Raw genomic sequence first — 23151 nt, 5'->3', positions numbered from 1 at the left:
AACTTTAAATATTTTTCACACAAAGTAAAGACAAAGCGGTCAGGAAAATTCCCGGCCGCTTTGCTTTTTTATATTACCAATGTCTAGGAACGTAATTAAATGTCCAATGCATCATAACTGGTTTTTCCCAAAAGCGCCCATCCACGCCTGTTTCTTTATCCGTATGAACACCAAAATTCATACGAACTGGACTGTCAATGCTAAAGGCTACATCATATGTACCGGCACCAAGCATTTTAACATTGGCCCCATAATGAGGCCCATCACTTGCATTCATCGGCATTAAATTACCTTCAATGACTTCACCAGTTCCTTGTTTAGTTAAGGTGTAATGAATCATTAAATAAGGTACCCATTCGCCCACACCAAAACCGGTATCATTGCCTTCAGTGGCATGAATATCTGTTTCTAAATGGATATCTGCTTTATCCGGTTCCAGCGTCATTCCAGATGGAGCCATTGGGACTGGTTGGAAATAAACGACAGCAACTTTAAAATGATTCGTACTGCTTTCCTGCTCATCCCCGATTGGATATTCTTGAAACCCCGCAGCATAACTACTTCCTCCAGAAACAAACATCGTAAATAAGACCGCGAATGCCATAGATAAAATTTTAAAATTCATCATGTTTAAACTCCTTTTAATTTTATTTTTTTATATACAATGCTGATTACAGCAGCAGCAATTAAAATAATTTGTGGTACCAACGTTTCCATACTAGGATAAAGTCCCAAAAAATCTATACTTGGAAAACCCTCCAGTTGCGTTGAACCAATAATACCTCCTTCTTGTAATTCTTTTACCCCGCTGCCAGCAAAGCTTACTGCTAAAACATACATAAAAACACTGGTTCCAACAAAAAAAGGCTGTAATGGAATTTTTAAAGTTCCATATCGAATCAAAAGAAAAATAATAGCCAACGCTAAACAGCCTGCCGCAAATCCAAGCCAAATCATCTGTACATCATCACCAGCTCCATTAAATAAAGCCTGATAAAACAGAACGACTTCTGCACCTTCTCGATATACCGCTAAAAAAGCTGTCAATCCTAAAGCAATCGTGTTTTTAGTACTCAAAGAAGTTTCTACTTTCGTTTCAATATAATTTGACCAAGCTTGTGTGTTTGCCTTGCCTCCCATCCAATAACTGACGGACAGTAAGACTATGACAGCAACTAACATCGTAGCGCCTTCCATAATTTCCTGATTGGCACCAGCTCCACTTGACTGTGTAAAAATATGGAAAACAAACGCTGTCACAAAGCTGGCCAAAATAGCTGCAAGCGAATAATTATACACAATGCTTACTTTTGCAGCATTGCCCGATTTCGTCAAATAGGCAAGAATCGCCGCAATTACCAGAATTGCTTCCACACCTTCCCGTACGAGAATCAAAAATGCTGGCCAAAAAGACGCCCACCCACCATGACCTGAATTAACTCCTTGCAATTTCCCCACATCAGACTGAATCATTTGCATCAATATACTGATTTCCTGTTTCACCTGATCTGGAGGAGCTTGGTTCGTCATCAATTTTTTGATTTTACTAAATTGATACTCTGTCAAATTTGCATTTTTACTGGCGACCGTATTTCTCACAGTCATTTCTAATCCATCTTTTTCATAAATTCCATAATATACATCGTCGATATTTTTCTTGGCTCCATCTACATCGCCACTGCTATAAATTTCAAATGATCGCTGCATTTCTTGAGCAATATGACTGGCGACCTGATCCCACTTTGGTGCTGCCAAAGCGAAAGCATTACTCCCCATCAAGAAAAAAACTGCCGCAAGGATACACAATTTTTTAAACATGCATTCACCTCATAATTAATATTAATACTCATTATCATTGTTGTATGAAAAAAAATAAGCGACCTATAACGCCATATCTTTATTTTCTCAATGGCATATTAAATGGAATAACCATTATTTTTGTGCAGGGCATTGGTTTTCCCTCATGATCCAATGCCGGTTTAAAGCGCCATTTTTTCGCTGCATTCACTGCAATATCATCAATAGAATTTTTTCCCGACGAAACCGCTACCTTCACTTTCCCCACCATACCGCTATCAAGAATCTCTACAAACAACGAAACTTTTCCTCTAAACCCAACCTGATCTGACAACGGTGGATAATAGTCTGTAATAACAACCGGTGCTGTTCCCATATCACGTTGTTTTCCTTTTCCATTGACAATAATATCAGTTTGTATAGGTTTACCATTTTGTAGGTTTTCTGTTAATTGTGCAACAAGTTGTGCCGTATCCACATCATCCTCAGCTAAAATTTGTGTTTGATCTGGCAACCTTGATTCTGTAACTTTTTCAGCAGGTGGTGCTGCTTGTTCCATAACTTCTGTCTGCGATATTTGTTTGAATGAACTAGCTTCTTCATCGTCGACTTGAGTCCATTCCAAGGCAGTTCCTGTAGCAGGTACGGCTGCTGCCTGTAAATGAGGTAGTAAAAAACTCCCTGTCAGCCAAATAAGTAGATGAAAAAAAAATGCTGCACAAAATGCCATTCGCCAATGCCTTGGATATTGCATGATTTTTACCTCACCTTCAGTTCCGTAGCGATAGAAATCCGGCGAGCTCCTGCAAGTTTTAATGAATCCAATGCGGTAACAATATTTTCATACTCGACTTTTTTATCGCCCCGTAAAACAAAAACTGTATCGCCATTTTTCGCTAATGAACTTTGTATATGTTCCTTTAAATCAGCCATAGAAACTAACTCTTTATCATATAAAATTGTTCCATCTTCCATAGCTGTAATAGCCACTAAATCTGGTTTGTTTTCCTTTGCCGCCGCAGCAGCCTGTGGTAAATTAACTGAAATAGTATTTAATTGTACCATGTATAACGTACTCATCATAAAAAACACTAATAAGAAAAACATAATATCGATCATTGGTATTATCATTAGCTGCGGATCTTTTTTAATCCGAAAATCACGTCGTTTCATGAATTGAGCCTCCAGGCATGGTTTGCTTTGGCACACAATTTAAAACAATAGTATATGTTTGCTCTAAATCGGTAAGAATCGTATCCAAGCGCTGTGAATAATATGTATGTGCCAATAATGACAAAACCGCTACACAAAGTCCTGTTGCTGTAGCAATTAAAGCTTCTCCTATTCCACCGGTAATTGCTAAAGGCTGTCCGGCTTGCACATTGAATATGCTAAACGATTGAATCATGCCAAAAATTGTTCCTAAAAGACCAAGTAAGGGAGCCAGTGTAACAACTACAGACAAATAATTGATGCGTTCTCTCAACTTCATCGCCGCCATAGAATATGTACTATCCAATGCCTGTTCTACATCATTGCCCTTTTTATATGCCTTCAGCCCAGCCATAGCTACAAAACTGAAAGCATTCGAAAAGTTTTTGCAAAAAGCAATAGCTTCCGGCACAGTTTTTTGTAATAAGATCTTTTCTAAACCGGTTTGAAATTCTGATTTATCTTTTACCGCTTGTCGATAATAGATAAATCGGTCAATAGAGATTGCAATAACCGTTAATGAGCAAAGAAACAAAATATACATTACCGGTCCACCTTTTTGAAAAAAATCCAAACTATTCATTCTACTATTTACTCCTTATATAAATTTTAATATTGTATTGCTTTCTTCTATTAATGGAAAAACTACATATTTTTTTAAGCCAGAGGTTATTATAATCTCTTGATTTTTCATAATAAAGATTGCCTCTACCTGTGGTATTGTGCGTAAAAGCTGCAAACTTTTTTCTAATCCTAATACCATAATACCTGAACCTGTAATAGGAATGGCTGTGCCATTTCGCCGATATATTAAGGAAACACTCGTTAAATCTGTTGTCGACATTCCTTTTGTCGGATCAAATACATGTGTATAATAATTCCCATTAACTTTTATGTAGCGCCGATAATCTCCTGATGTCTCGACGGTATTCCAATTATGTAAAAAGACCTTGCCGATAATGGTGTTTTTTCGTCTTGGATGCTGTATACCAATACACCATGTTTCATCATTTGGTTTTTCTCCGATCGTGCAAAGATCACCACCAGCACTTATAAGTCCCCTTGTAACTCCATTTTGAAAAGCAACTTCGGCCGCAAGATGTAACGCATATTCTTTAGCAATTCCACCTAAATCAATCTTCATTCCTGAATAAGGCAAAAAAACACTCTGCGTTCCCATTTCCATCATTTTATAATTTATGAGCGGTAATATTTTTTTCAGAGCTTGTTTTGATGGTACAAATTTACCATTATGACCGATCCCCCATAAATCCGTAACTGCGCCAATCGTTATATCAAAGGCGCCCTGCATAAAGTCTGACAAACATTTTGACAACCTCAATATCTTCAAAACATCAGCACTTACAGCTACACCATGTTTGCCCGCCATTGCATTGATTTGATAAACTTGGCTATGAGAATCAAAACGATTACAAAGCCAATCGATTCTTTTAAATACCGCAAAAATTTTTTCAATGGTTTCTTTTACTACCGGTTCATATAGCTGTAATTCTATTACAGTATTCATCATAAATCTTCGTTCACTATAAGTTTCCGCACTCACAACCATCCTCTTTTGATCCCTTCTAACGATATTGATTATCATGTTCACTAATAACATATCACTATACATTTTTTGTCAATGCATTTATATATTTTTTATAAATTTAATCGAATGTGCTATTTCCTAATTTTTAAGTATCAAGATAATAACATTTTCATGTTGATTTTATCTAAAAATGATATTATACCCGCATTGCTAATAATATATATAAAAAAGGTACCCTATAGGCGATACTTTTTTCGTGTATCTTCTATAGAGTACCTTTTTCTTAAAGTAGTTACTATTCCTTTGATAAGATATTTATTTCTCCGCAGCTTCTTGCGCTGCAATGAGATCTTCTAATTCTTCTTTTTGACGCTGTAATTCTGCTAAAGAAATTGCAGCTGGACCTTGTGGTAATGCAGCCACTTGTTGTTGCTGCTGCTCAAGCAATTTGTAACCAAATACTCCAGCAACAGCACCAACTGCTAAACCAATCCAAAAATCAGATTTTGAAAACATGAAAATCACCTCCTTCGGTACGATCTTTGATATATATTTTTCTCTGGCATTAAAATCCTCGAGCTGTTTATAACCACGCCAATCGTGGCAGCATTATGTACAATCGCCGCAACAAGAGGAGTAATTCTGCCAAGAGCTCCTAAGAGCATTGCAATGGTATTAATGGTAATAGTAGCTGTAAAATTCTGTCGAATTAACTGCATCGTTTGTTGTCCAAGTTCAACCACTTCTGGAAGTTTTAGTGGATCCTCTGAATTTATCGTTACATCCGATGATTCCACAGCGATATCAGTTCGTCTTCCGCCCATAGCAACTCCAATGTCCGCAAAAGCAAGAGCTGGCGCATCATTAATGCCATCACCGACCATTAATACATGTCCACGATGCTGCAGTTTGCTCACAATATTTGCTTTATCGGCTGGCAATGCTTCTGCATAGTATTCATCAATATCCATCGCCGAGGCAACATGTTCTGCCACAACTTGCGAATCGCCTGTAATCATCACGACTTCATCAATTCCTTGACGACGCAATTGATTAATCGCCTTTTTAAAGGCTGGCCGAATTGGATCATGAATAGTGAGCAAGCCAAGTAATATGCCATCGCGTGCAATATATAACACATTTAATCCCGGTGTCGATTCAATATAAGTAAAAGTATCCAGTCCTGTAACATTTTCCTCTTTCATGAATTTTAAACTACCCACTAAAATAGTTCCACCAGAAAATTCGATCTGGTTAGGAACCTGTGCTAACATCCCGCGAGCGATAATGGTTTCCGATGAAAGATGGTCTGGCGTTTCCCAGCCTTGTTTTTCTACATATTGTTGAATAGCGATCGCCAATGGATGTGCAGAATGCATTTCTGCTGAAGCTGCTAAAAGCACGATTTCCTTTTCACTAATGTGGTCGAGCTTATTAATTGCTGTTATCTGTGGCTGTCCAATCGTGATCGTACCAGTTTTATCTAATACGATGGTATCAATTCCAGCTAAAGTTTCAATATAGTTTCCACCTTTAATCAGTATACCGCGTTTAGCAGCTTTACCAATTGCAGCTGAAATAGCTGTAGCCGTAGAAAGTTTTAAGCCACAAGAAAAATCAATAAAAAGCATATTTAATACACGCTGCCAATCTCTTGTTGCACCATAAACAACCGCTGCTGATAAAAATGAAATTGGAACTAACATGTTGGCCATACGATCGGCAAAATTTTGCACTGGAGCTCGCCTCGTTTGTGCATCTTCTACCATATGAACAATACGAGCTAAAGATGTATCATCTCCTACTTTTTCGACAAGAATTTCGAGATGTCCACCCTGAATAACTGTACCCGCATAAACTGTAGCGTTCACATGTTTTTCTACAGGAATTGATTCACCCGTAATTGAAGCTTGATCAACCGACGCATAGCCATCAATTACTTTACCATCAACACAGATTTTCTCACCGAGATGAACTGCTATTTTATCACCAGGCTCGATTTGCTCAATACGAATTTTTCTTTCGTGTCCATTTTCTTCAATTTTCCAAACATATTGCTGATCTAAAGATAAAAGCGAAGAAATATGTTTTCTCGCTTTATCTGCGGCGAACATAGTAAGCATCTCAGCAAAATTAGATAAAGCCAGTAACGTCAAACTTGATTCTGGTTTTCCAGCTAAGATTGACGATATAACGGCTGTACTGGTCAAGGTATCAGCATTTGGCTGTCGTTCATAAACAATGCTTTTTAATCCACTCGTGATAAGTTTACGAGCGATAAAAAGCACAAATACTTTTCGGGCAACATGCATGGCTAAAAATGTTGCAGGTGCTGTTTTTTGCAAAATTTGCATCACAGCAAACCCGGATAATGAAATAAGTGCATCCCGACGGTACTCTGAAAAAGACATGTGTTCTTCCACAACTGCATTTTTTGAAGAATGATTTTGTGAATATACAGTTTTCACATGTTCTATGATGCATTTCTGTATATTTTTTTGACTCGACTTTTTGTAATAAATTCTCAGCAAGTTTGAATGGGTAAATACAACGGCTAAAACCATAGGCAAAGTTCGAATTTTTGCTGCAAATAAAGCTTGCTTTGATCGATCAATCTTGTTTGCTATACTGCAATCAATATAATCGTTTTTCATCGCAAACTACCACCTCTAAGCAGTGATAACGCCCACCAGACTAACTGCGGTCCACTTGGTCTTTGCCCAAGGAGAAATATTTTTTTTAATCCATTCATTAATAAAACCATGGAAATCATGGTTGGTAAATCATATTTTTGTTGTGTTGTCTGACGAATTTTCTCATTTATTTTTTTGATATAGTCCATAAGGCGCATTCGATAATGAGCATACGGTGCAGTTGCATCTGGAAGGGTAGAAACATAGAGTGCATTTTGTAAATGAACCGCTACAGCCTTGTCATTACATGTAAAAGTCAACAAAATACTTCCAGTTACAGGATTACATTTTACCGATAGAATCCCCTGAATCATTAACAATCGTTTCGTTATTTTTGCCGCGAGTATTGGATTTTGAACTAATTTTTTGTAATAATACCGACGTCTGCCATCAATCGCATGAGCAAGCTGCAAAACTGGTTCTTTTTCTTTAGTACATAACATTTGGTGAATTTGTTTACCTGCTGATAATCCAAGTGCAAGTCCTGAAATATAAGACATAAATTGTCATCTCCTCGAATAATTCTTCAGTAATAATTGATGGATCTTTAATAAATCAGAATTTTGAGAAACTAATGCCGGATCGTATTGCAATAAAATAGAACCGGTTAAAATATTTAATTTAAAATCATGTATTTCCCTGATTGTTTGCAAATGATTCGTGATTAATACAGATACATCTGCGTTATTTACCAAATTTGGGCAATGCAACCGAAGCCTTCCAGGAATATAATGTACGATTTTCACATTACGTAACATGACATCCATTTTACTAGTTGGTATATTGAATGAATTAAAAAAATTCAATGTCAAACACTCCTTACTGAGATTTTTTTGCATGATTTTACGATGTTTCATTAGATGAGCTAAAGTAAGAGCAGTAAAGAGACTTCCCATTAAGGCATGGCTGCGTTTATTAAAAAATAACAAAACTAAAGTTCCAGTAAACGAACTGAATAAAGGTATTACCATATTTTTCATGCACTACCATCTCCTATTTTTATGCTCAAATCATTTAATAATAATAATAATCACTATCATCTGCTAAGATTATACAATAGGTATATCATTGTTGTAAAGAAAAAATTGCTATATTATAAATAAATTATTTCTCTAGTGTGCCAAAAAAACCTCTAAAATTTAACATATAAATCAAAGACTCATTCCATAAAAATGGGACATCCAGCACATAGCTTTTTCTTTCCATAGGCAATTCTTTAAAAACAACATTGCTACTAAAAAGATAGCATGCTATAATAACTATAGCATGCATGCAAAAAAATCTACGAAGGATGTGTTTTTATGCCAGTAATTACAATGCAAATGAAAAAAACAACACCAGAAACGAAAAAATTATTAATTGAAAAATTAACTGCTGCTGCAGTTGAAGTTACGAATTCACAACCAAGTTCTTTTACTGTCTTTATTGAAGAATATGACCCTGACAGTATTGGTATTGCCGGACAACCCTTAGTTGAAAAATTAGCGAATAAGTAATACAATAATTATTCTAGGGCCAGCATCTTTTATAATAAAAGATGCTGGCTATTCACAAAAATTTAATTTATCCGAGGAGGAATAATATGTCTATTCCGTGTCCCGGTAAGCCGGTTCGAGGCTCAAAATCTGGAATTCCAATCATGGCACTTTTTGATTTTTTAGGTAGAAATTGGGCTATGGGTATCATCTGGAATTTACAGAAAGGTCCGACTACGTTCAGAGAACTTCAGGAAAGATGCGAATCCATTTCTCCTTCAATCTTAAACAGTCGTATCAAAGAATTAAGAACCGCTGATATTATAGAGCGTACCATTGATGGATACCAATTAACCACCAGAGGCAAAGAGCTGATGGAGTTATTACGTCCCTTTGGTGAATGGTCACGAATCTGGTCCAAAGAAGTCTTTAATTTCTCCAAAACACAAGAAAAAAAATAGTATATTTATGGAGGATTGTTATGATTCAAGATATAGCGCCCAAAGTCTTCAATAATAAATTTGAAAACAAACAAGCTAGCAACAACGATATTTGTCTAACTTACGAAAAAAACAATATTTTGATCCGCGAAAACAGCGATCATCTGTGCTATCCACGTTTTTCTGACTTTTCATCGACCTATCCTAATCTTGTCGAAAACGCTCAATTTTTATTCACGATTGATAGCACAAATTATTTTCTTGTAAAGAATCCCGATCTTAATAATATCTCTGGTTGGGCATATGCTAATATCCAACAATTACGTTCAGAATCTGAATGCTGGCGGTCTTTTGCCGGAATTGTTGGTTATCAACTAAGCCAATGGTATTCACAACATAAATTTTGTAGTCATTGCGGAAAACTCATGAAAAAATCCAGTAAAGAGCGTCTGCTTCACTGCGAAAATTGTGGTCTTCAAGTTTATCCGACAATTTCCCCAGCCATCATTGTTGGTGTATATACTGATGATCGTTTATTACTTACCAAATATGCGAATCGCAACCATGCACGCCATGCGCTTATTGCTGGATTTGCCGAAATCGGTGAAAGTTTCGAAGAAACGGTTCGCCGTGAAGTTATGGAAGAAGTGGGCTTAAAAATAAAAAATCTTACATATTATAAAAGTCAGCCATGGCCTTTTTCTAATACTTTACTTGCTGGCTTTTTTGCTGAACTTGATGGTGATGATAAAGTAACGCTTCAAGAAGATGAATTAGCTCTTGCTGTTTGGAAAAATCGTGAAAATATTCCGCAAGAAGATCTATTACAAATAAGTCTCACGAGTGAAATGATCGAGGCATTTCGTACTAAATCCGTAACTTTATAAATCATTTTAAGTAAGCATGATTTATTCACTTTTGCAGTCTTTCAATATAATATCTTTCAAACTGAGTGCCATCAACGCAAATAAAGCTACTATTAAAACCGATACAGCAAAAAAGCTAGGAGCTAAACTATTAACATTTTTTTGAAGATATGCTGCTACAATCGGACCGATGATCTGACCTATAGCATATACCGTAGTTAATTCTCCGATAGCCTCCATTTGATTTTCTGGCTTCATCTTGCCTGCTAATGTAATCGTTAGACTGGTTATTCCCATAAAGGTTCCGCCGAACAAAGCACCTCCGATCAAGACACTAATTTGATTTGGTATTGCAACGGTTAGTAAAACCCCCAATGCCTGCAAAGCAAAAGCAAGAATTAAACTCACTTTAATATCTGTCTTTTTTGCCAGTTGTGCCCATAGAAGGGTGGATGGAACTGCCGCCAAGCCAATTAATATCCAACTTTGATTCGCAATATGGCTGAGCTCAGGCATTGCTTTTATCATTTGTACAATAAATGTAGCGGTGATAATATAGCCAACCCCCTCCAGTCCATAGACAACGAGAAGAACATACCACTTATAATCTCTCATAAAATGATTCGTATGTCGAATTTTTACTGGTTCCTTCGCTGCCAAACATAGCGTCTTTGATAGAGTCCGCCATGCCACAATGCCGAAAGCACTTCCCCATACTGCCAATCCCTGCCATGAGGCTTGCCATCCACCTGCGCTATCAAACAGAGGAGTAAATATACCGCTCAATGCAATGCCAATACCAACGCCACTATATAGATATCCAGCCCAGTCACTTCGCCCTTGCCCCAAAGTAAGACTTGAGGCAACAACAAATAAAATGGCACTGAAGAATCCCGCCAGCAGCCTAAGTAAAAGCCAAAACATTTCATTTAACGTGAGCGACATAGCTGTCAGCGTAAATATACTGCCAGCTATACCGATTCCTAACCAAAGGAGCAAATGCTTTCTAATACATTGTTTTCTTGAAATATATGCTCCAATCAGATAACCTAAATTGTTCACCGAAGCGAGCACGGCGATCACCCATTCAGATATACCAGTATCTCTTTGCATCAGAGGAATAATTGGCGTAAAGCCAAATCGAGAAAGCCCCATTGCCAAGCTCAAGGCACAAATCCCACCAATAAGAATAGACTTGCTACGCTGTTTATTCACTATATTCATCTCCTTGCCAAAGAATATAGTTTTATGTTACTATAAATTAGTTATTCATAGAAGCGATTGTTTTCTATAACAATAATCGTTTTTATCTATTGGAGTGGAGTTTAAAATGGATTTTGATGATATAAAAGTATTTCGTGAAGTCGCTTTACACAGTTCTATGACCAAAGCGGCTGAAACTCTTGGCTATGCACAATCTAGTGTTACAGCACGCATCCGAAAACTAGAAGCACATCTAAATGTGAACTTATTCTATCGAAACGCAAAAGGTGTCCATATCACCCCTGCAGGTAAAATATTTTTAGAACAGGGTGCAAAGCTCACTCAAGTACTAGATGAATTATATTCTCTGTTAAATCCGACTGAACCTATGGGCGGTCTATTACGAATTGGTTCTATGGAAACGACAGCCGCAATTCATCTTCCTTCATTGCTCAAAAAATATCATTCATTATATCAGAATGTTGAATTATCACTTCAAACCGGAACGACTGAATACTTAATCAATCAAGTTTTGAATTACAATCTCGATCTGGCTTTTGTTGCAGCACCCATTAATCACCCTGAAATTATTGAAATTGAAGCTTTTAAAGAAGAAATGGTCTTGATTTCTGAAGGTGGACAACCGTCAAAAGACATTGAAAAAGCCTTAAAAAGCAGGGTCATATTAGTTTTCCGTCCTGGCTGTTCATACCGGGCGTTGCTGGAACAATATCTATTCGAAAATAAGTTGATTTCTTTAAAACGTTTTGAGTTTGGCTCATTAGAAGCTATTATTGGCGGCGTAGCTTCTGGTATTGGAATATCTCTATTACCAAAATCTGCTGTAGAAGACAAGCTTCAATCAGGTATGCTAACCGCCTATGAATTACCCTCTCATCTACGAAATTGTACAACAATGCTAATACAACGAAAAGATACCGTACAACCAATCAACATGGCTAATTTTATTGATGTAATGCGTGCCTAACAATAACGTATTTTAGAAAATCCAACTTAATATATAAAAACTCTTAACCGTTTTATATATTAAAATATTCATCTATCGTGGTAACATAATAAATGCCATCACAAAATGACTGCTTGTCAATTTGGATGGCATTTTTAACGATTATTATATCGATTGATCCAATATTTTTTCTATATCGGCTGCAAATTTATGCGGACTCGTTATCGGAGCATACCTGTTTCTTACTTTTCCCTGAGAATCTACCAGAAATTTTGTAAAATTCCATTTGACCGCGTCCCCAATCCAGCCGGGAGCCTGCTTGGTTAAATACGTAAATAACGCATGGGCATTTTCACCCTTCACATCAATTTTTCCAAATACAGGGAAAGTAACACCATAATTGACTTGACAAAATTTTTGAATTTCTTCATTCGTCCCTGGTTCTTGTTTGCGAAATTGATTGCAAGGAAACCCTAAAACCATAAAATTTCTCTGTTTATATTTCTGATACAGTTCTTCTAATTCTTTATATTGTGGAGTAAAACCACAGTTGCTCGCCGTATTAACGATCAGTAAAACTTTTCCTTGATATTCAGCTAACGATTTTATCTTGCCCGTCGCAGTAGGAACTTCAAAATCATAAATTTCCATAATGATTCACCTTCCTATTTATATAAGATTAGCTTCTAATTATACTGACGCTCCAGTTGCTCTTTTATTGCAACAAATTCGATTCTGCAAAGATATAGCCTAAGCAAATGATAAAACATCTTATCGTTTTCTAAGCATAAACTTTTCATCCCTAATGACCCCATCAGCCTATAGCCCAGCTACGAGTTAAGCAAAATACTTGTCATAAAAAATAAAAATCTTCCAAATTGGTAAGAATTATACTACATTCAAACCATTAGAGAGTTTGTTTGTTCACGAAAAATCAATTTATTTTTCCATTTTGTTAATGGTTTCATCCATTGAAATACAAGAAGAATATCTGTTGTTCCACATATATTCATTGTAGTACTTATAGCTTTGTTCCGAAGTCATAAAATCATTATCAACCGTTGAATTTGCATACGTTGGTACGGTCATTTTAAATCCATGTTCAAATCCGCATTTCACCGTTGCATCAATACAATAATCTGTTTGAAGACCTACGACGATTACTTCTTTTTCATTTTTATTTTTCAAATAATCCAATAAACCTGTATCTCTAAAAGCACTGTTAACTGACTTATCAAATATTTTTTCTTGGGAAAATGGTTTAAATTCGTCGTAGATTTCAAATCCATCGGTTCCTTTTGTCAACTCACAGCCTGCACCATCATCATGGCGTACATAGATTATCTCAATCTTATTTTTTCTGGCTGCACATATTAATTTTTTGATATTGGAAACAAACAAATCAAATTTGTACAGGTTCTCCGTTACGATCAACTTTTGTACATCAATCACCAGTAATACCATTTTCATTCCTCCATCTATCAAATATAACACATACCCCCTTTTCTTTCAATTTGATCAAAATGCTCCTGTATTCGACAAAATAATACTCGATCATTTATTTTTAAAGGAAAATCGATATATTTGTCTAATAATCAAAGTAAGTTTAATAAAGCATCAAATATGGGGAGATGTTTTATATGTTTTCAAGCCAATATAAAAAATTTTTATTTCATTTAAAACCAATTTCTTTAGATTGCTTATGGTTGTTTAAAGAAAAAAAACAATTTCTACTTACTGATGCTATACAATATTTAAACCGTAAACAAACTACGAATTATCTATACCAAGAAATACATTTTAACTATATGTCAAATATTTTTCAATATGCAGATTATAACCTTCTGACCTACTTAGTTATTTGGTGGTATAGAACGGGAAAAAACTACAATACGATCCTATGTGAATTTAAAGCTTGGAAATATGCGATTCAGAAAAACATTTCCAAAAATGATAATACCGAATTGATAAATGTATATGATTCACTCATAAAAAACCATAAAAATTTTATAAAAATTGCTGAATCTAATGTAAATTTATTGAAAAATCAATTATTATCCAGTAATAATCTGGTAAAAGAGCAGTTTTTACAAATAATTTTAGCAGGAGAAAAAACAACTGCCTTAGATTTAACCGAAAAATATGTACATGATAAAGAGACGTTAAAAGATTTTTATCTCACCGTAATTCAGGCTTGCTTATACGATATTGGGTATTTGTGGGAAACGCAAAAAATCAGTGTTGCCCAAGAGCATTTGGCGTCTGCAATCGTTATAAATATCATGACAGCATTATACAGCCAATATGTATTGGGTGATCACAAAAAAGGAACCGCTATTTTAGCTACAGTTTTTAATGAATATCATGAAATCGGTGCGAGAATGTCCGCCGATTTATTAGAAGCGGATAGTTGGGACGTGCATTATTTAGGCAGTAATACGGAAACAAATTTATTATTAAAAGAAATAGATCGTTTAAAACCTGATATAATCGGACTCAGTATTTCAATGCCCTATAATCTAGCGAATGCATCTGAGATCATTCAGGCTATAAAGAAACGCACGCCACCCAGTACATTAGTCATTGTTGGCGGAAATATATTTAATTACGCTCCTGATATTTGGATCAAATTAAAAGCTGACAATCTTGCAAGAAATGCCGAAGAATTTTTAAATCTAGCCAATAATCACTGGTGTAACCTAAAAAAGAACACTGCTACGAATGAAAAAGCAGTGGTATTATAACCAGATAAGATTATCTAAGGAGGCTGCTCTGTGCATTATTCTAAGAAAGCCGAACACATCTACGCCATCATTTCAAAATTAAATAATGAATTAGCGAATTGCAATCGAGAATTAGAACAAAAAAATTATGAATTAAACTGTGTGAATAAAAAATTTTCACAAATGTTAAATACGGATTATTTAACAGGTTTATTTTCTCGCAAATTTATTCAAGATAAATTAAATTATTTCATCACGACGATTGCCCCAACCATTTATGACACCTGTATTATGTTTGGCGATATTGACTATTTCAAAAAAGTGAATGACACCTATGGGCACACGAGCGGTGATCAGGTTTTAATTACCGTTTCCAAAACAATCAAAGAAGCCATACCAAAAAACAGTTTTGCGGGACGTTTAGGTGGAGAAGAGTTTTTAATTATATTAGAAGATCTTAACACGGAACAGGCAAAAATAATTGAAAATAAAATCCGTCTAAGTTTAACAAACATCCAAATAAATAATCACTTTCAAGACATTACATTAAGCTGGGGAATAACAAAAATAAAAAAAGGTGACACCGTAGATTCCATTCTAACGCGTAGTGATAATGCGATGTACAACTCCAAAAAGTCGGGAAAAAACAAAAGTACAATTTGTTGATTTGATCAAAACCCCACGAAGCAAAGGACGCATATCTGGAAAAAATCCAGGCATGCGTCCTTTGTTATTCGGAAAGAAACGTATTTTTATGATTCAATTTCCATTGTTTATTTAATTTATGTGCTGCTGCCCATAAAACAATCGCCGCCAAGAAAAAAACCAGTTCTACCGCGATGCTCATCCATTCTCCTGTAGAAAGTAGGTACCAAAATTTTTCCGAAGTTTTCCAGACACTAAAAAATGGCAATACAAAAAATAAAGTGGCACTAATTTTTAATTGCTCGACCCACGCCACTTTAACCGATCGCCAAAAAGCATGAAACACCATGATTCCCCAAGCAAGAAAAAAAATCCCCACTTCCATATCTTCGCGTCCATTCAGTGATAGTGGCAATAGTCGATTTGCCCAAAAATAGGCACTGACAGCTACGATACAACCACAAACTACCGCAATATTAAAAGACTCAACTTTTTTGAAAAAATTTTGTGTTCCAGCGCTTGCTCTTTCATATAGTAATCGGCGCTTTATTGTGAAAAAAACCAAGCCAGTAGCAATCATACCGCTGCTAATCAGTCCAAATAAAAAATATCCCCAAGCCATTGGATAGCCGCCAAACTTTGCGATATGAAGTCCAACCATCGACCGAACAATTGTAGCCTGCGTATCCCATGTATTTTTTGTAATAAGCCATTGCCCCGTTACACCATCAAAACTAGCACGGTCTGTAATGGCCAGCATCCGATCATCTACACGCCGCATAAAATGAATAACTGCATTTTCTGTATTTGGCTGCTTGATCTGAACAAATGCCAACTGCCCTTCACCTAGTTCTTGTTCCGCCACTGGTAAAAGTTCTGCTAGTGGATATAATTTCGCCCATACATGACTTTTCGGTCGCTCCACACTTTGTAGAAATTCCGTCCAAAAACCACCTTCATTTTTATAAAACGTATGCAGCGCAACAGGCATCACTTCTGTAAAGGTCATAACAAGCCCCGTATAGGTAATGATCACGACAAATGGCAACGTCAGTACTCCACTCATTGTATGAATACTAAAAAAAGTCTTTCGCCAACGAAAAGAAAAAAAATCAAAGATCACCTTTTTTCGAATTGCAATACCTGAAAAAATCGCCATGACCATCATCCCACCAGCGATGCTAACAATCCAGATTCCAAGTGGCTCATGGTGCAACTGGTAATGAAATTCTGCGAAGAATTCGCCCCCTTTCGTTTGGCGAACGTTTAACGTTTCACCTGTTTTGGGATGTACGTACCGCTCAAATTTCTGTCCATTCTTTTGCCAGGAAATTTTCAGTGATTTTGTCCGTCCTTGCGGCAAAATCACAAACCACATATCTGCATCAGGGGCATTTTCCTGTAAGGCTTTTTCAGCTGCTTGCAGAGCCTGTCCATGATTAACTGCCGCCACGCGTGCTTCGGGCGTCATCCAATAGGTAATTTCAGGTGCAAAAACAGACAATGTTCCCGTAAAAAATACGATAAACAACAGCCAACCAAAAAAAAGACCACCCCACGTGTGAAAATCACGCATCGTCTCGATAACCTCCTTCACTGAAACAAATAAAATCCACCGACAATCAATCTGCCGACGAGCGTAACGAATAAAAAATTCCTCCATACCAACGCCACGTTTACAATCGAAAATGCATACCATGACCCGAGTACATAAAAAATGGGGGCAAGCCACTCGCAAAGAAAAATCGTCTCCAAGGCTCCGAATAGATTGGCAAGTGACAAGATCTTTTCCATAAAATACGTCAAACTTATACCACCTGCTATTGCAGCTAAAAACCGCATAAACATCACAAGTACAGGGCTTGTGTGAAAGAGAAGCTCTTCCACACAGACCCATTCTGTCTTTATTCTTTTTATCTGCATAAAGCCACCTTACAAATCAATTGACATCGATAACTTATATGTACGTCCATTGCCTATCGTCAAATAATCTTCTCTAAACAAGCCTGACCAATAATTTTTATTTGTTAGATTTTCCACGCTAAAGCGCAGCGTAGTCGGATTTCCCTGCAGTGATGTTTTATACTGCATCCCGGCATCGAATCGCATCCAGGAAGGAATTTTCGCTGTATTATTATTGTTTGTATACTGCGATCCTGTATAAACCAGGCGTGTATCAAAACTCAAACCTTGCACATGTGGTACGGCATATTCGAAACTAACATTTGCTTGCCAAGCCGGAACTCCATACGCTGTTTTTCCATCATTGGTTCCACTTTGCGTATGAGTTTGCACTCCACGCATATAGGTGATACCACCTAAAATGGACACTTCGTTATTTAGTTTGCCAAAAGCACTCCATTCAATCCCACGATTTTGCTGTTTTCCAGATTCATTATAGGTATTGCTTAAACTGTCTTTCAAAAGACTTGGTTTATTAATTTGGAAAAAGCTCAAAGTATTAGCAAATGTTCCATTTTCCCACTTCACGCCAACTTCTGCTTGTTTTGTTTTAAATGGTGCAAATACATCACCATAATTCGCTGCCGTCGTATCGGTAACCGTACTGCCTTTGCTTAAACCTTCGATATAATTTGCATAAAAAGAAACTGGTTTATCCCATGGTTTAAAAACAAATGCAATCGCCGGAGTTAGGGCATTTTTATTGTAAGAAGCTGTCATTGCTCCTGTGGAACGATTGTAATTTTTACTTTCAATCATCTGGTTGCGTACACCTAATGTCAGATTGTATTTATCTCCGCCAAAAGACAAAGTATCCGCAAAAGCAATACTGTTCAGGGTACTTTCTGCCGTTTTGGGTGCATTTGATGCAACTGCAGCAAGCAGTGGGATAACCGGATGATAGATATTGGACGCATAGCGTGCACTTTCGGTGTAAGCCGACCCGCTCTCTATCTCTAGGCGGGTAGCACTCAGAACCATTTTATGATTTACCATTCCGGTTTTAAAGCTCTGGCGCAGACCAGCTTCAGCTGATACATTATTCGAATATCCGTTGATATATGTAGTATAGCCAGTATAATTACCATCTGAATCAACGCTTCTAGCATGTGTTGAGTTTATAAAACCTTCATATGTATTTTTAAGGTAGCCAATACCAGCATATGCTGTCAAATTCTTACTAAGATCATATTCACCGCGCAGCATTGCACCTTTATTTTCGAGACTTGCGTTGGCACCTTTGAAAGCATTAACCGACCCCTCCGGTGCATCGGGAATTGCTGTAACAGAATTTTTGAAATTCACCATCATCGAAGAACCATTTTTGAATTTTTCTTCATTATCAAATGCATCGAGATACATTCGCCAATTTTGCCCTTGATAATCGACATTAACTGAGCCAAACGCCCGCTCTTTCTTTTGCCCGTCAACACCAGTTTGCCCATCGCGCGTTGCAGCGTTTAGACGAATCCCCCATTCTTTTACTTTTCCAAAACGTCGCCCCAGATCCAAATGCAGCCCCATCTGTGAACCTGATGCATAATCCGTCGTAAGACGCGTAACAGACTCTGCCCCGGCTTTTTTCGTAACAATATTTACTGTACCGCCCACCGATCCCCCTGGCGGCGTACCATTTAAAAGTGCACTCGGCCCTTTTAAAACTTCGACTCGATCGATAAATTCCGTTGGCACATGGCCCGATGGAGCAAGACCATATAGACCATTCAAACTCAGGTCATCTGCTGTAACATCAAATCCACGAATGGTATAGTTTTCATTCATATGTCCACTCGATGTCGTAAATCGTACGGATGAATCGTCAAGCAAAATATCCGAAAGCGTTCTTGCTTGTTTCGATTCAATTTCTTGGGCTGTATAGCTCGTAATATTAAATGGAATCGAAAAAATATCGGCACTACCTAAAATTCCGACATTGGCTTTTTTCGAAAGTTTCCCGCCCACATATGTATCTTCCGCATCTTTTTTCTTTTCTTCACGTTTTGCAAAAACAGTGATTCCCTCAAAGGAAAATTCATTTTCCGATGCTTTTTTCTGCCTAATTTCTTTGCTGTCGCTGCTTTGCTGCACAGTTTCAGCCGCAGTCTCCGTTTCATCTGCATATACAACTGCAGGTGTTTGCAATACTAAGCTGCTGCCCACTAATGCATATAAAACTTTTTTTTTATGTTTTGACAATCTATTCAATATAAGTTCTCCTCTCAATGATAATAATTATCACCAGTTAGTATGTCGCTATTTTAACAATATACATTGGTAATGTAAATGGATTTTTTCCTCAAAACACCTGCATATTTTCCAAATCAGCAAAGTAATGCTATAAAAAATTTTTTATTTTCGACATTTAGTTGACAATAATTCTATTTTTTGATAAATTGATAATGATTATCGTTTTTAAAAAGGAGTCTATGATCTGATGCGCAAAATACTCGATATAAAACAAGTTATAAACTATTACAGACAAGCTGTTTTCCAAGTCTTACGCGTTCAACGAAATGTAGTCGCTCCTGGCAGTAAATATTTGGGAGCAAAAACGCCCCCAGCGTACGGTTTGCTCATTCCTTTGTGTGGACGAGCAAACATGCATTTTGATAAAGTTCTATATGAAATGGAGCCGGGGAAAATATTTCATTTTGCACCAAACATGCACCTAGATAAAGAGGTCATTGGTCCGGATTATTGGGACTATATAATCATACAATACGACCGTGAAGACAACCTCCCCGTCCTGCATTATGCCAATTCCCATTATGAAAGTGACATCTCTTTTACGCCGCATCTTTATGATCTTTTATTGCAATTTTATATGCAATGCTCTATCCCTGCACAGTTTACTAACCAAAAGGCGCAGGCATTATTGTCAAATATCTGGACGGAAATTCTACCGAAAAAATTAGATACTGATAATGAAAAAAGTCGGCTTTTAATCCAAGAAGCCATAAAATTCATAGACTTGCACTATACAAAAAACTTGACCATACCAGCCATCGCAGAAAATTATGGTCTAGGAGGTAAGCAGTTCACCTATTTATTTCGTAAATTTAAGGGTATAAGCCCTAATCAATATATTATTAGCTTGAGAATTCAGCGAGCAGAGGAATTGCTTTACCGACAGCAATATTCGGTAGCAGAAGTTTCACACTGCGTGGGTTACACTGATCCATATTATTTCAGTCGATTGTTTAAAAAAAGAACTGGTCAGACTCCCGGTGCCTGTAAAAAATCAGTCCCCATACGAACATGCCACGAGCTATAATTGTTTCCGCTAGCATTGCAGTGGGCATCTGCCATACTGATTTTTTTTCTTTATTACAAACATCATTTCGCATCAACTACATTTGTAGTAATATAGAAAGTATATACAATTGCCGCAATGGAAAACTTTGTTTGGATGATTCACATAATTCATTATTATGAGGAGATGACGCAATGGAATGGTTGACTGATCCACAGGCCTGGATAGCATTGGTGACCCTAACTACACTGGAAATTGTACTCGGAATTGATAATGTAATTTTCATCTCAATTCAAGCAAGTAAGCTCCCCTATCATCTCCAAACCAAAGCCCGACGCGTCGGGCTGGGACTGGCAATGTTTATACGCATAGCACTGCTTTTTTCATTTACTTGGTTGATGGGACTTACCATCCCACTATTTACTGTCGTTGGCAATGAAATTTCCGGACGTGATTTGATTCTTATTATCGGTGGATTGTTTCTGATATGGAAAAGCACCATGGAAATCCACGAAAAGCTGGAAGGAGAGGAGATGGCTGCACCTAATCGCGTTGGAGCAACCTTCAAATCTGTGATTTTTCAGATATTGCTTTTGGATGTTGTTTTTTCGCTTGACTCAATCATTACCGCATTAGGTATGGCACAACAATTGGGTATCATGATTGCGGCAGTTATCATTGCTGTTGTTTTTATGATGGTATTTTCCGAAAAAATCAGTATATTTGTGGAACAGCACCCAACTATCAAGATGCTGGCCTTAAGTTTTTTACTTTTAATAGGCATAGCACTTATTGGTGACGGTCTTGATATGCATATTCCAAAAGGATATATCTATTTCGCAATGGGCTTCTCAATCATGATTGAAATATTAAACATGAAAATCAGGAAGAGTAATCCGGTCAAACTTCATCAACCACACCTCGAAATATCAAACGATAAAATAAAATCAGAGAGTACTTCTTCAACCGATTCGTAAATAGTTTAAATACCGCCAAGCATAAAATACCGAAGCCCAGCCTGCTTTATTTTTAAAGATAAAACAGGCTGGGCTTCAGTTTTATAGAATTTCAAAAACGATCTATTTTTGATTTTTATAAATTTAAAAATATACCGATCTTTCTTTTGATTACATCCTTAACAACATCGTTGCAGGGAACTATATTATTGCGAAGTGAGGCATTAACCTTTGTCTGTCCAAACATTTTTTGAGCCGCTTCGGTCCAGCCCACCAGAAGTTCTGTCCCTACATTAAATTTTCGAACACCATAATTTGTACACTGATGGATATCTTCTTCTTTTACGCCCGTTCCACCATGGATGACCAATGGTGTATCAATGGTTTCATTAATTTCTTTTAGTAATGGAAAATTAAGTTCTGTCTTTGATTTATATTGTCCATGGTTGGTCCCAACACCTACTGCAAGAGCATCTATTCCTGTCGCTTCAACAAAAATTTTGGCAGCTTTCGGATCGGTATAAACCATGTTTTCTGCACTTACGTGAACACCTTCTTCTGTTCCGCCAATCGTTCCGAGTTCTGCCTCTACCGATACCCCTCGTTTATGAGCATATTCAACAACCGCTCTTGTACGAAGAATATTTTCTTTGAACGGCAGGGCTGACCCGTCAAACATTACGGAACTGTACCCAGCTTCAATCGCCGTGCGAATATCATCAAATTTCGCTGCATGATCAAGATGCAGTACCACATCCACATCTTCATAATCTGCCATGTATTTACATACACTCGCTATAACACCATAGCCTATATATTTAGCTGTTCCAGCACTCGTTTGAATGATAATCGGTGATCCCATTTCCTTCGCTGCCATAATCATGGCAGGCAGCATTTCCATGTTGTGCATATTAAAGGACCCTACTGTAAAATTAAATTTTTCTGCCTGCTCTAAAACTTCTGTTAATGTCTTGTACATATACTGTCATCCTCTCGTAGATCCTGACTAACTCACTACCTTCATACTTTACGCATAATGGTTTTTGTAGTTTGCATCAAATTATCTATTTTATTTAAATATAATTGAAGCTGCTCATCATCTTTTGCCACAGCGGCTTCCCGACGTTTAATATTGTACAGACTCATAAGATCCGTACAGGCTTTACTAAAAACTGTATCTTCTTCCAGACTCATTTCATAGTAACGAATCGCTTTCTCTGTATCTTTTATCTCCATACACGCACTCCCTAAAGCATTGAGGCAAACGATTCTGTCTTTTCCCAACGCTGCTGTTAAATCGGTTTCTAAACTTTCTATTTTTTCTTTCAATTTTTCTATATCTGCCACTTCAACCATTTCAATTACAGGTACTTCTTGCTTTTTTTTATTGTTATTCCAAAAGAACATTTT

At 37.0% G+C, this 23151-nt stretch carries 26 protein-coding genes; 8 read left to right on the top strand and 18 right to left on the bottom strand.

Annotation, left to right across the window (positions count from 1 at the left end):
• Positions 1-73: 73 nt before the first annotated feature.
• The 10 genes from F606_RS0102840 to F606_RS22925 form a co-directional block, all read right to left on the bottom strand.
• Complete coding sequence (locus tag F606_RS0102840; protein WP_019552355.1) at positions 74-628, bottom strand: iron transporter; 555 nt, start codon at positions 626-628, stop codon at positions 74-76.
• A 2-nt stretch (positions 629-630) separates the two neighbouring features.
• Complete coding sequence (locus F606_RS0102835; RefSeq protein ID WP_019552354.1) at positions 631-1818, bottom strand: FTR1 family iron permease; 1188 nt, start codon at positions 1816-1818, stop codon at positions 631-633.
• Between the two features lie 79 nt (positions 1819-1897).
• Positions 1898-2551 (bottom strand): TonB family protein, encoded by a 654-nt coding sequence (locus F606_RS22135; RefSeq protein ID WP_019552353.1) that lies wholly within the window; start codon positions 2549-2551, stop codon positions 1898-1900.
• A gap of 5 nt (positions 2552-2556) precedes the next feature.
• Positions 2557-2970: an ExbD/TolR family protein gene (locus F606_RS0102825; RefSeq protein ID WP_019552352.1), complete on the bottom strand. Its 414-nt coding sequence runs from the start codon at positions 2968-2970 to the stop codon at positions 2557-2559.
• A complete protein-coding gene (locus F606_RS20405) occupies positions 2957-3592 on the bottom strand; it encodes a MotA/TolQ/ExbB proton channel family protein (protein WP_019552351.1) in 636 nt (211 codons plus the stop codon). Before F606_RS20405 ends, F606_RS0102825 begins: the two co-directional genes overlap by 14 nt.
• 15 nt (positions 3593-3607) lie before the next feature.
• The gene (locus F606_RS20400) at positions 3608-4573 is read right to left on the bottom strand and encodes an FAD:protein FMN transferase (protein WP_169558416.1); all 966 of its coding nucleotides are present in this window, start codon (positions 4571-4573) and stop codon (positions 3608-3610) included.
• A 300-nt stretch (positions 4574-4873) separates the two neighbouring features.
• Complete coding sequence (locus F606_RS0102810) at positions 4874-5074, bottom strand: hypothetical protein (RefSeq protein ID WP_019552349.1); 201 nt, start codon at positions 5072-5074, stop codon at positions 4874-4876.
• 5 nt (positions 5075-5079) lie between these two features.
• Positions 5080-7212 carry a heavy metal translocating P-type ATPase gene (locus F606_RS0102805; RefSeq protein WP_019552348.1) on the bottom strand — a complete coding sequence of 711 codons (2133 nt, stop codon included), beginning with the start codon at positions 7210-7212 and terminating at the stop codon, positions 5080-5082.
• Positions 7209-7751, bottom strand: a complete 543-nt coding sequence (locus F606_RS0102800; RefSeq protein ID WP_019552347.1) for an HMA2 domain-containing protein — start codon at positions 7749-7751, stop codon at positions 7209-7211. Before F606_RS0102800 ends, F606_RS0102805 begins: the two co-directional genes overlap by 4 nt.
• A 6-nt stretch (positions 7752-7757) precedes the next feature.
• The gene (locus F606_RS22925; RefSeq protein WP_019552346.1) at positions 7758-8231 is read right to left on the bottom strand and encodes an HMA2 domain-containing protein; all 474 of its coding nucleotides are present in this window, start codon (positions 8229-8231) and stop codon (positions 7758-7760) included.
• 321 nt (positions 8232-8552) lie between these two features.
• On the opposite strand from F606_RS22925, the gene dmpI reads away from it, so the two are divergent.
• The 3 genes from dmpI (at position 8553) to nudC (ending at position 10053) form a co-directional block, all read left to right on the top strand.
• Positions 8553-8747, top strand: a complete 195-nt coding sequence (gene dmpI / locus F606_RS0102790) for a 4-oxalocrotonate tautomerase DmpI (RefSeq protein WP_019552345.1) — start codon at positions 8553-8555, stop codon at positions 8745-8747.
• An 86-nt stretch (positions 8748-8833) separates the two neighbouring features.
• Entirely contained in the window at positions 8834-9187 is a 354-nt protein-coding gene (locus F606_RS0102785; protein ID WP_019552344.1) for a winged helix-turn-helix transcriptional regulator, read from the top strand.
• 20 nt (positions 9188-9207) lie between these two features.
• Entirely contained in the window at positions 9208-10053 is an 846-nt protein-coding gene (nudC, locus tag F606_RS0102780) for an NAD(+) diphosphatase (protein WP_019552343.1), read from the top strand.
• Between the two features lie 21 nt (positions 10054-10074).
• Here the strand turns inward: nudC and F606_RS0102775 are convergent, their stop codons facing one another.
• Positions 10075-11256, bottom strand: coding sequence for a YbfB/YjiJ family MFS transporter (locus tag F606_RS0102775; RefSeq protein ID WP_154651079.1), 1182 nt, complete (start codon positions 11254-11256; stop codon positions 10075-10077).
• 106 nt (positions 11257-11362) lie between these two features.
• On the opposite strand from F606_RS0102775, the gene F606_RS0102770 reads away from it, so the two are divergent.
• The gene (locus tag F606_RS0102770) at positions 11363-12223 is read left to right on the top strand and encodes a LysR family transcriptional regulator (protein WP_019552341.1); all 861 of its coding nucleotides are present in this window, start codon (positions 11363-11365) and stop codon (positions 12221-12223) included.
• 144 nt (positions 12224-12367) lie between these two features.
• Here F606_RS0102770 and F606_RS0102765 read toward each other — a convergent pair whose 3' ends face one another.
• On the bottom strand, positions 12368-12853 hold the full coding sequence (locus F606_RS0102765) for a glutathione peroxidase (protein WP_019552340.1): 486 nt from the start codon (positions 12851-12853) through the stop codon (positions 12368-12370).
• Positions 12854-13141: 288 nt separating this feature from the next.
• Positions 13142-13666: a cysteine hydrolase family protein gene (locus F606_RS0102760; RefSeq protein ID WP_019552339.1), complete on the bottom strand. Its 525-nt coding sequence runs from the start codon at positions 13664-13666 to the stop codon at positions 13142-13144.
• 176 nt (positions 13667-13842) lie between these two features.
• Between F606_RS0102760 and F606_RS0102755 the strand changes: the two genes are divergently transcribed.
• Together F606_RS0102755 and F606_RS0102750 are read left to right on the top strand one after the other, a co-directional pair.
• Entirely contained in the window at positions 13843-14946 is a 1104-nt protein-coding gene (locus F606_RS0102755) for a cobalamin B12-binding domain-containing protein (protein WP_019552338.1), read from the top strand.
• Positions 14947-14976: 30 nt separating this feature from the next.
• Positions 14977-15591, top strand: coding sequence for a GGDEF domain-containing protein (locus tag F606_RS0102750; RefSeq protein WP_019552337.1), 615 nt, complete (start codon positions 14977-14979; stop codon positions 15589-15591).
• A 64-nt stretch (positions 15592-15655) separates the two neighbouring features.
• Here the strand turns inward: F606_RS0102750 and F606_RS20390 are convergent, their stop codons facing one another.
• The 3 genes from F606_RS20390 to F606_RS0102735 are packed head-to-tail and all read right to left on the bottom strand — an operon-like array spanning position 15656 to position 19737.
• Positions 15656-17233, bottom strand: coding sequence for a PepSY-associated TM helix domain-containing protein (locus tag F606_RS20390; protein ID WP_169558415.1), 1578 nt, complete (start codon positions 17231-17233; stop codon positions 15656-15658).
• Positions 17164-17493, bottom strand: coding sequence for a hypothetical protein (locus F606_RS23325; protein ID WP_019552335.1), 330 nt, complete (start codon positions 17491-17493; stop codon positions 17164-17166). The genes F606_RS20390 and F606_RS23325 overlap by 70 nt, the downstream gene beginning before the upstream one ends.
• 9 nt (positions 17494-17502) lie before the next feature.
• Positions 17503-19737 carry a TonB-dependent receptor gene (locus F606_RS0102735; RefSeq protein ID WP_019552334.1) on the bottom strand — a complete coding sequence of 745 codons (2235 nt, stop codon included), beginning with the start codon at positions 19735-19737 and terminating at the stop codon, positions 17503-17505.
• Positions 19738-19966: 229 nt separating this feature from the next.
• On the opposite strand from F606_RS0102735, the gene F606_RS0102730 reads away from it, so the two are divergent.
• Together F606_RS0102730 and F606_RS0102725 are read left to right on the top strand one after the other, a co-directional pair.
• A complete protein-coding gene (locus F606_RS0102730; protein WP_019552333.1) occupies positions 19967-20806 on the top strand; it encodes a helix-turn-helix domain-containing protein in 840 nt (279 codons plus the stop codon).
• 173 nt (positions 20807-20979) lie between these two features.
• Entirely contained in the window at positions 20980-21762 is a 783-nt protein-coding gene (locus F606_RS0102725) for a TerC family protein (protein WP_019552332.1), read from the top strand.
• 115 nt (positions 21763-21877) lie between these two features.
• Here the strand turns inward: F606_RS0102725 and F606_RS0102720 are convergent, their stop codons facing one another.
• Together F606_RS0102720 and F606_RS0102715 are read right to left on the bottom strand one after the other, a co-directional pair.
• The gene (locus tag F606_RS0102720) at positions 21878-22720 is read right to left on the bottom strand and encodes a class II fructose-bisphosphate aldolase (protein WP_019552331.1); all 843 of its coding nucleotides are present in this window, start codon (positions 22718-22720) and stop codon (positions 21878-21880) included.
• 41 nt (positions 22721-22761) lie between these two features.
• Positions 22762-23148 carry a tetratricopeptide repeat protein gene (locus F606_RS0102715; RefSeq protein ID WP_019552330.1) on the bottom strand — a complete coding sequence of 129 codons (387 nt, stop codon included), beginning with the start codon at positions 23146-23148 and terminating at the stop codon, positions 22762-22764.
• Positions 23149-23151: the final 3 nt, after the last annotated feature.

This window comes from Propionispira raffinosivorans DSM 20765 (genome assembly GCF_000381065.1).
Classification (GTDB): Bacteria; Bacillota; Negativicutes; order Selenomonadales; family Selenomonadaceae; genus Propionispira; species Propionispira raffinosivorans.
Note: the sequence above shows the minus strand (reverse complement) of the source record. Positions and strands in the feature narration are given on the sequence as shown.

What these genes read in the sequence shown, in the direction of transcription:
- F606_RS0102765 (WP_019552340.1), bottom strand. Translation starts at nt 12,853, where the DNA reads ATGGAAATTTATGATTTTGAAGTTCCTACTGCGACGGGCAAGATAAAA.
- F606_RS0102715 (WP_019552330.1), bottom strand. Translation starts at nt 23,148, where the DNA reads ATGTTCTTTTGGAATAACAATAAAAAAAAGCAAGAAGTACCTGTAATT.
- F606_RS0102805 (WP_019552348.1), bottom strand. Translation starts at nt 7,212, where the DNA reads ATGAAAAACGATTATATTGATTGCAGTATAGCAAACAAGATTGATCGA.
- F606_RS0102755 (WP_019552338.1), top strand. Translation starts at nt 13,843, where the DNA reads ATGTTTTCAAGCCAATATAAAAAATTTTTATTTCATTTAAAACCAATT.
- F606_RS0102760 (WP_019552339.1), bottom strand. Translation starts at nt 13,666, where the DNA reads ATGGTATTACTGGTGATTGATGTACAAAAGTTGATCGTAACGGAGAAC.
- F606_RS0102730 (WP_019552333.1), top strand. Translation starts at nt 19,967, where the DNA reads ATGCGCAAAATACTCGATATAAAACAAGTTATAAACTATTACAGACAA.
- F606_RS0102835 (WP_019552354.1), bottom strand. Translation starts at nt 1,818, where the DNA reads ATGTTTAAAAAATTGTGTATCCTTGCGGCAGTTTTTTTCTTGATGGGG.
- F606_RS0102725 (WP_019552332.1), top strand. Translation starts at nt 20,980, where the DNA reads ATGGAATGGTTGACTGATCCACAGGCCTGGATAGCATTGGTGACCCTA.
- F606_RS20405 (WP_019552351.1), bottom strand. Translation starts at nt 3,592, where the DNA reads ATGAATAGTTTGGATTTTTTTCAAAAAGGTGGACCGGTAATGTATATT.
- F606_RS0102775 (WP_154651079.1), bottom strand. Translation starts at nt 11,256, where the DNA reads ATGAATATAGTGAATAAACAGCGTAGCAAGTCTATTCTTATTGGTGGG.
- F606_RS0102810 (WP_019552349.1), bottom strand. Translation starts at nt 5,074, where the DNA reads ATGTTTTCAAAATCTGATTTTTGGATTGGTTTAGCAGTTGGTGCTGTT.
- F606_RS0102770 (WP_019552341.1), top strand. Translation starts at nt 11,363, where the DNA reads ATGGATTTTGATGATATAAAAGTATTTCGTGAAGTCGCTTTACACAGT.
- nudC (WP_019552343.1), top strand. Translation starts at nt 9,208, where the DNA reads ATGATTCAAGATATAGCGCCCAAAGTCTTCAATAATAAATTTGAAAAC.
- F606_RS22925 (WP_019552346.1), bottom strand. Translation starts at nt 8,231, where the DNA reads ATGAAAAATATGGTAATACCTTTATTCAGTTCGTTTACTGGAACTTTA.
- F606_RS22135 (WP_019552353.1), bottom strand. Translation starts at nt 2,551, where the DNA reads ATGCAATATCCAAGGCATTGGCGAATGGCATTTTGTGCAGCATTTTTT.
- F606_RS23325 (WP_019552335.1), bottom strand. Translation starts at nt 17,493, where the DNA reads ATGCAGATAAAAAGAATAAAGACAGAATGGGTCTGTGTGGAAGAGCTT.
- F606_RS20390 (WP_169558415.1), bottom strand. Translation starts at nt 17,233, where the DNA reads ATGGAGGAATTTTTTATTCGTTACGCTCGTCGGCAGATTGATTGTCGG.
- F606_RS0102785 (WP_019552344.1), top strand. Translation starts at nt 8,834, where the DNA reads ATGTCTATTCCGTGTCCCGGTAAGCCGGTTCGAGGCTCAAAATCTGGA.
- F606_RS0102800 (WP_019552347.1), bottom strand. Translation starts at nt 7,751, where the DNA reads ATGTCTTATATTTCAGGACTTGCACTTGGATTATCAGCAGGTAAACAA.
- dmpI (WP_019552345.1), top strand. Translation starts at nt 8,553, where the DNA reads ATGCCAGTAATTACAATGCAAATGAAAAAAACAACACCAGAAACGAAA.
- F606_RS0102825 (WP_019552352.1), bottom strand. Translation starts at nt 2,970, where the DNA reads ATGAAACGACGTGATTTTCGGATTAAAAAAGATCCGCAGCTAATGATA.
- F606_RS0102840 (WP_019552355.1), bottom strand. Translation starts at nt 628, where the DNA reads ATGATGAATTTTAAAATTTTATCTATGGCATTCGCGGTCTTATTTACG.
- F606_RS0102720 (WP_019552331.1), bottom strand. Translation starts at nt 22,720, where the DNA reads ATGTACAAGACATTAACAGAAGTTTTAGAGCAGGCAGAAAAATTTAAT.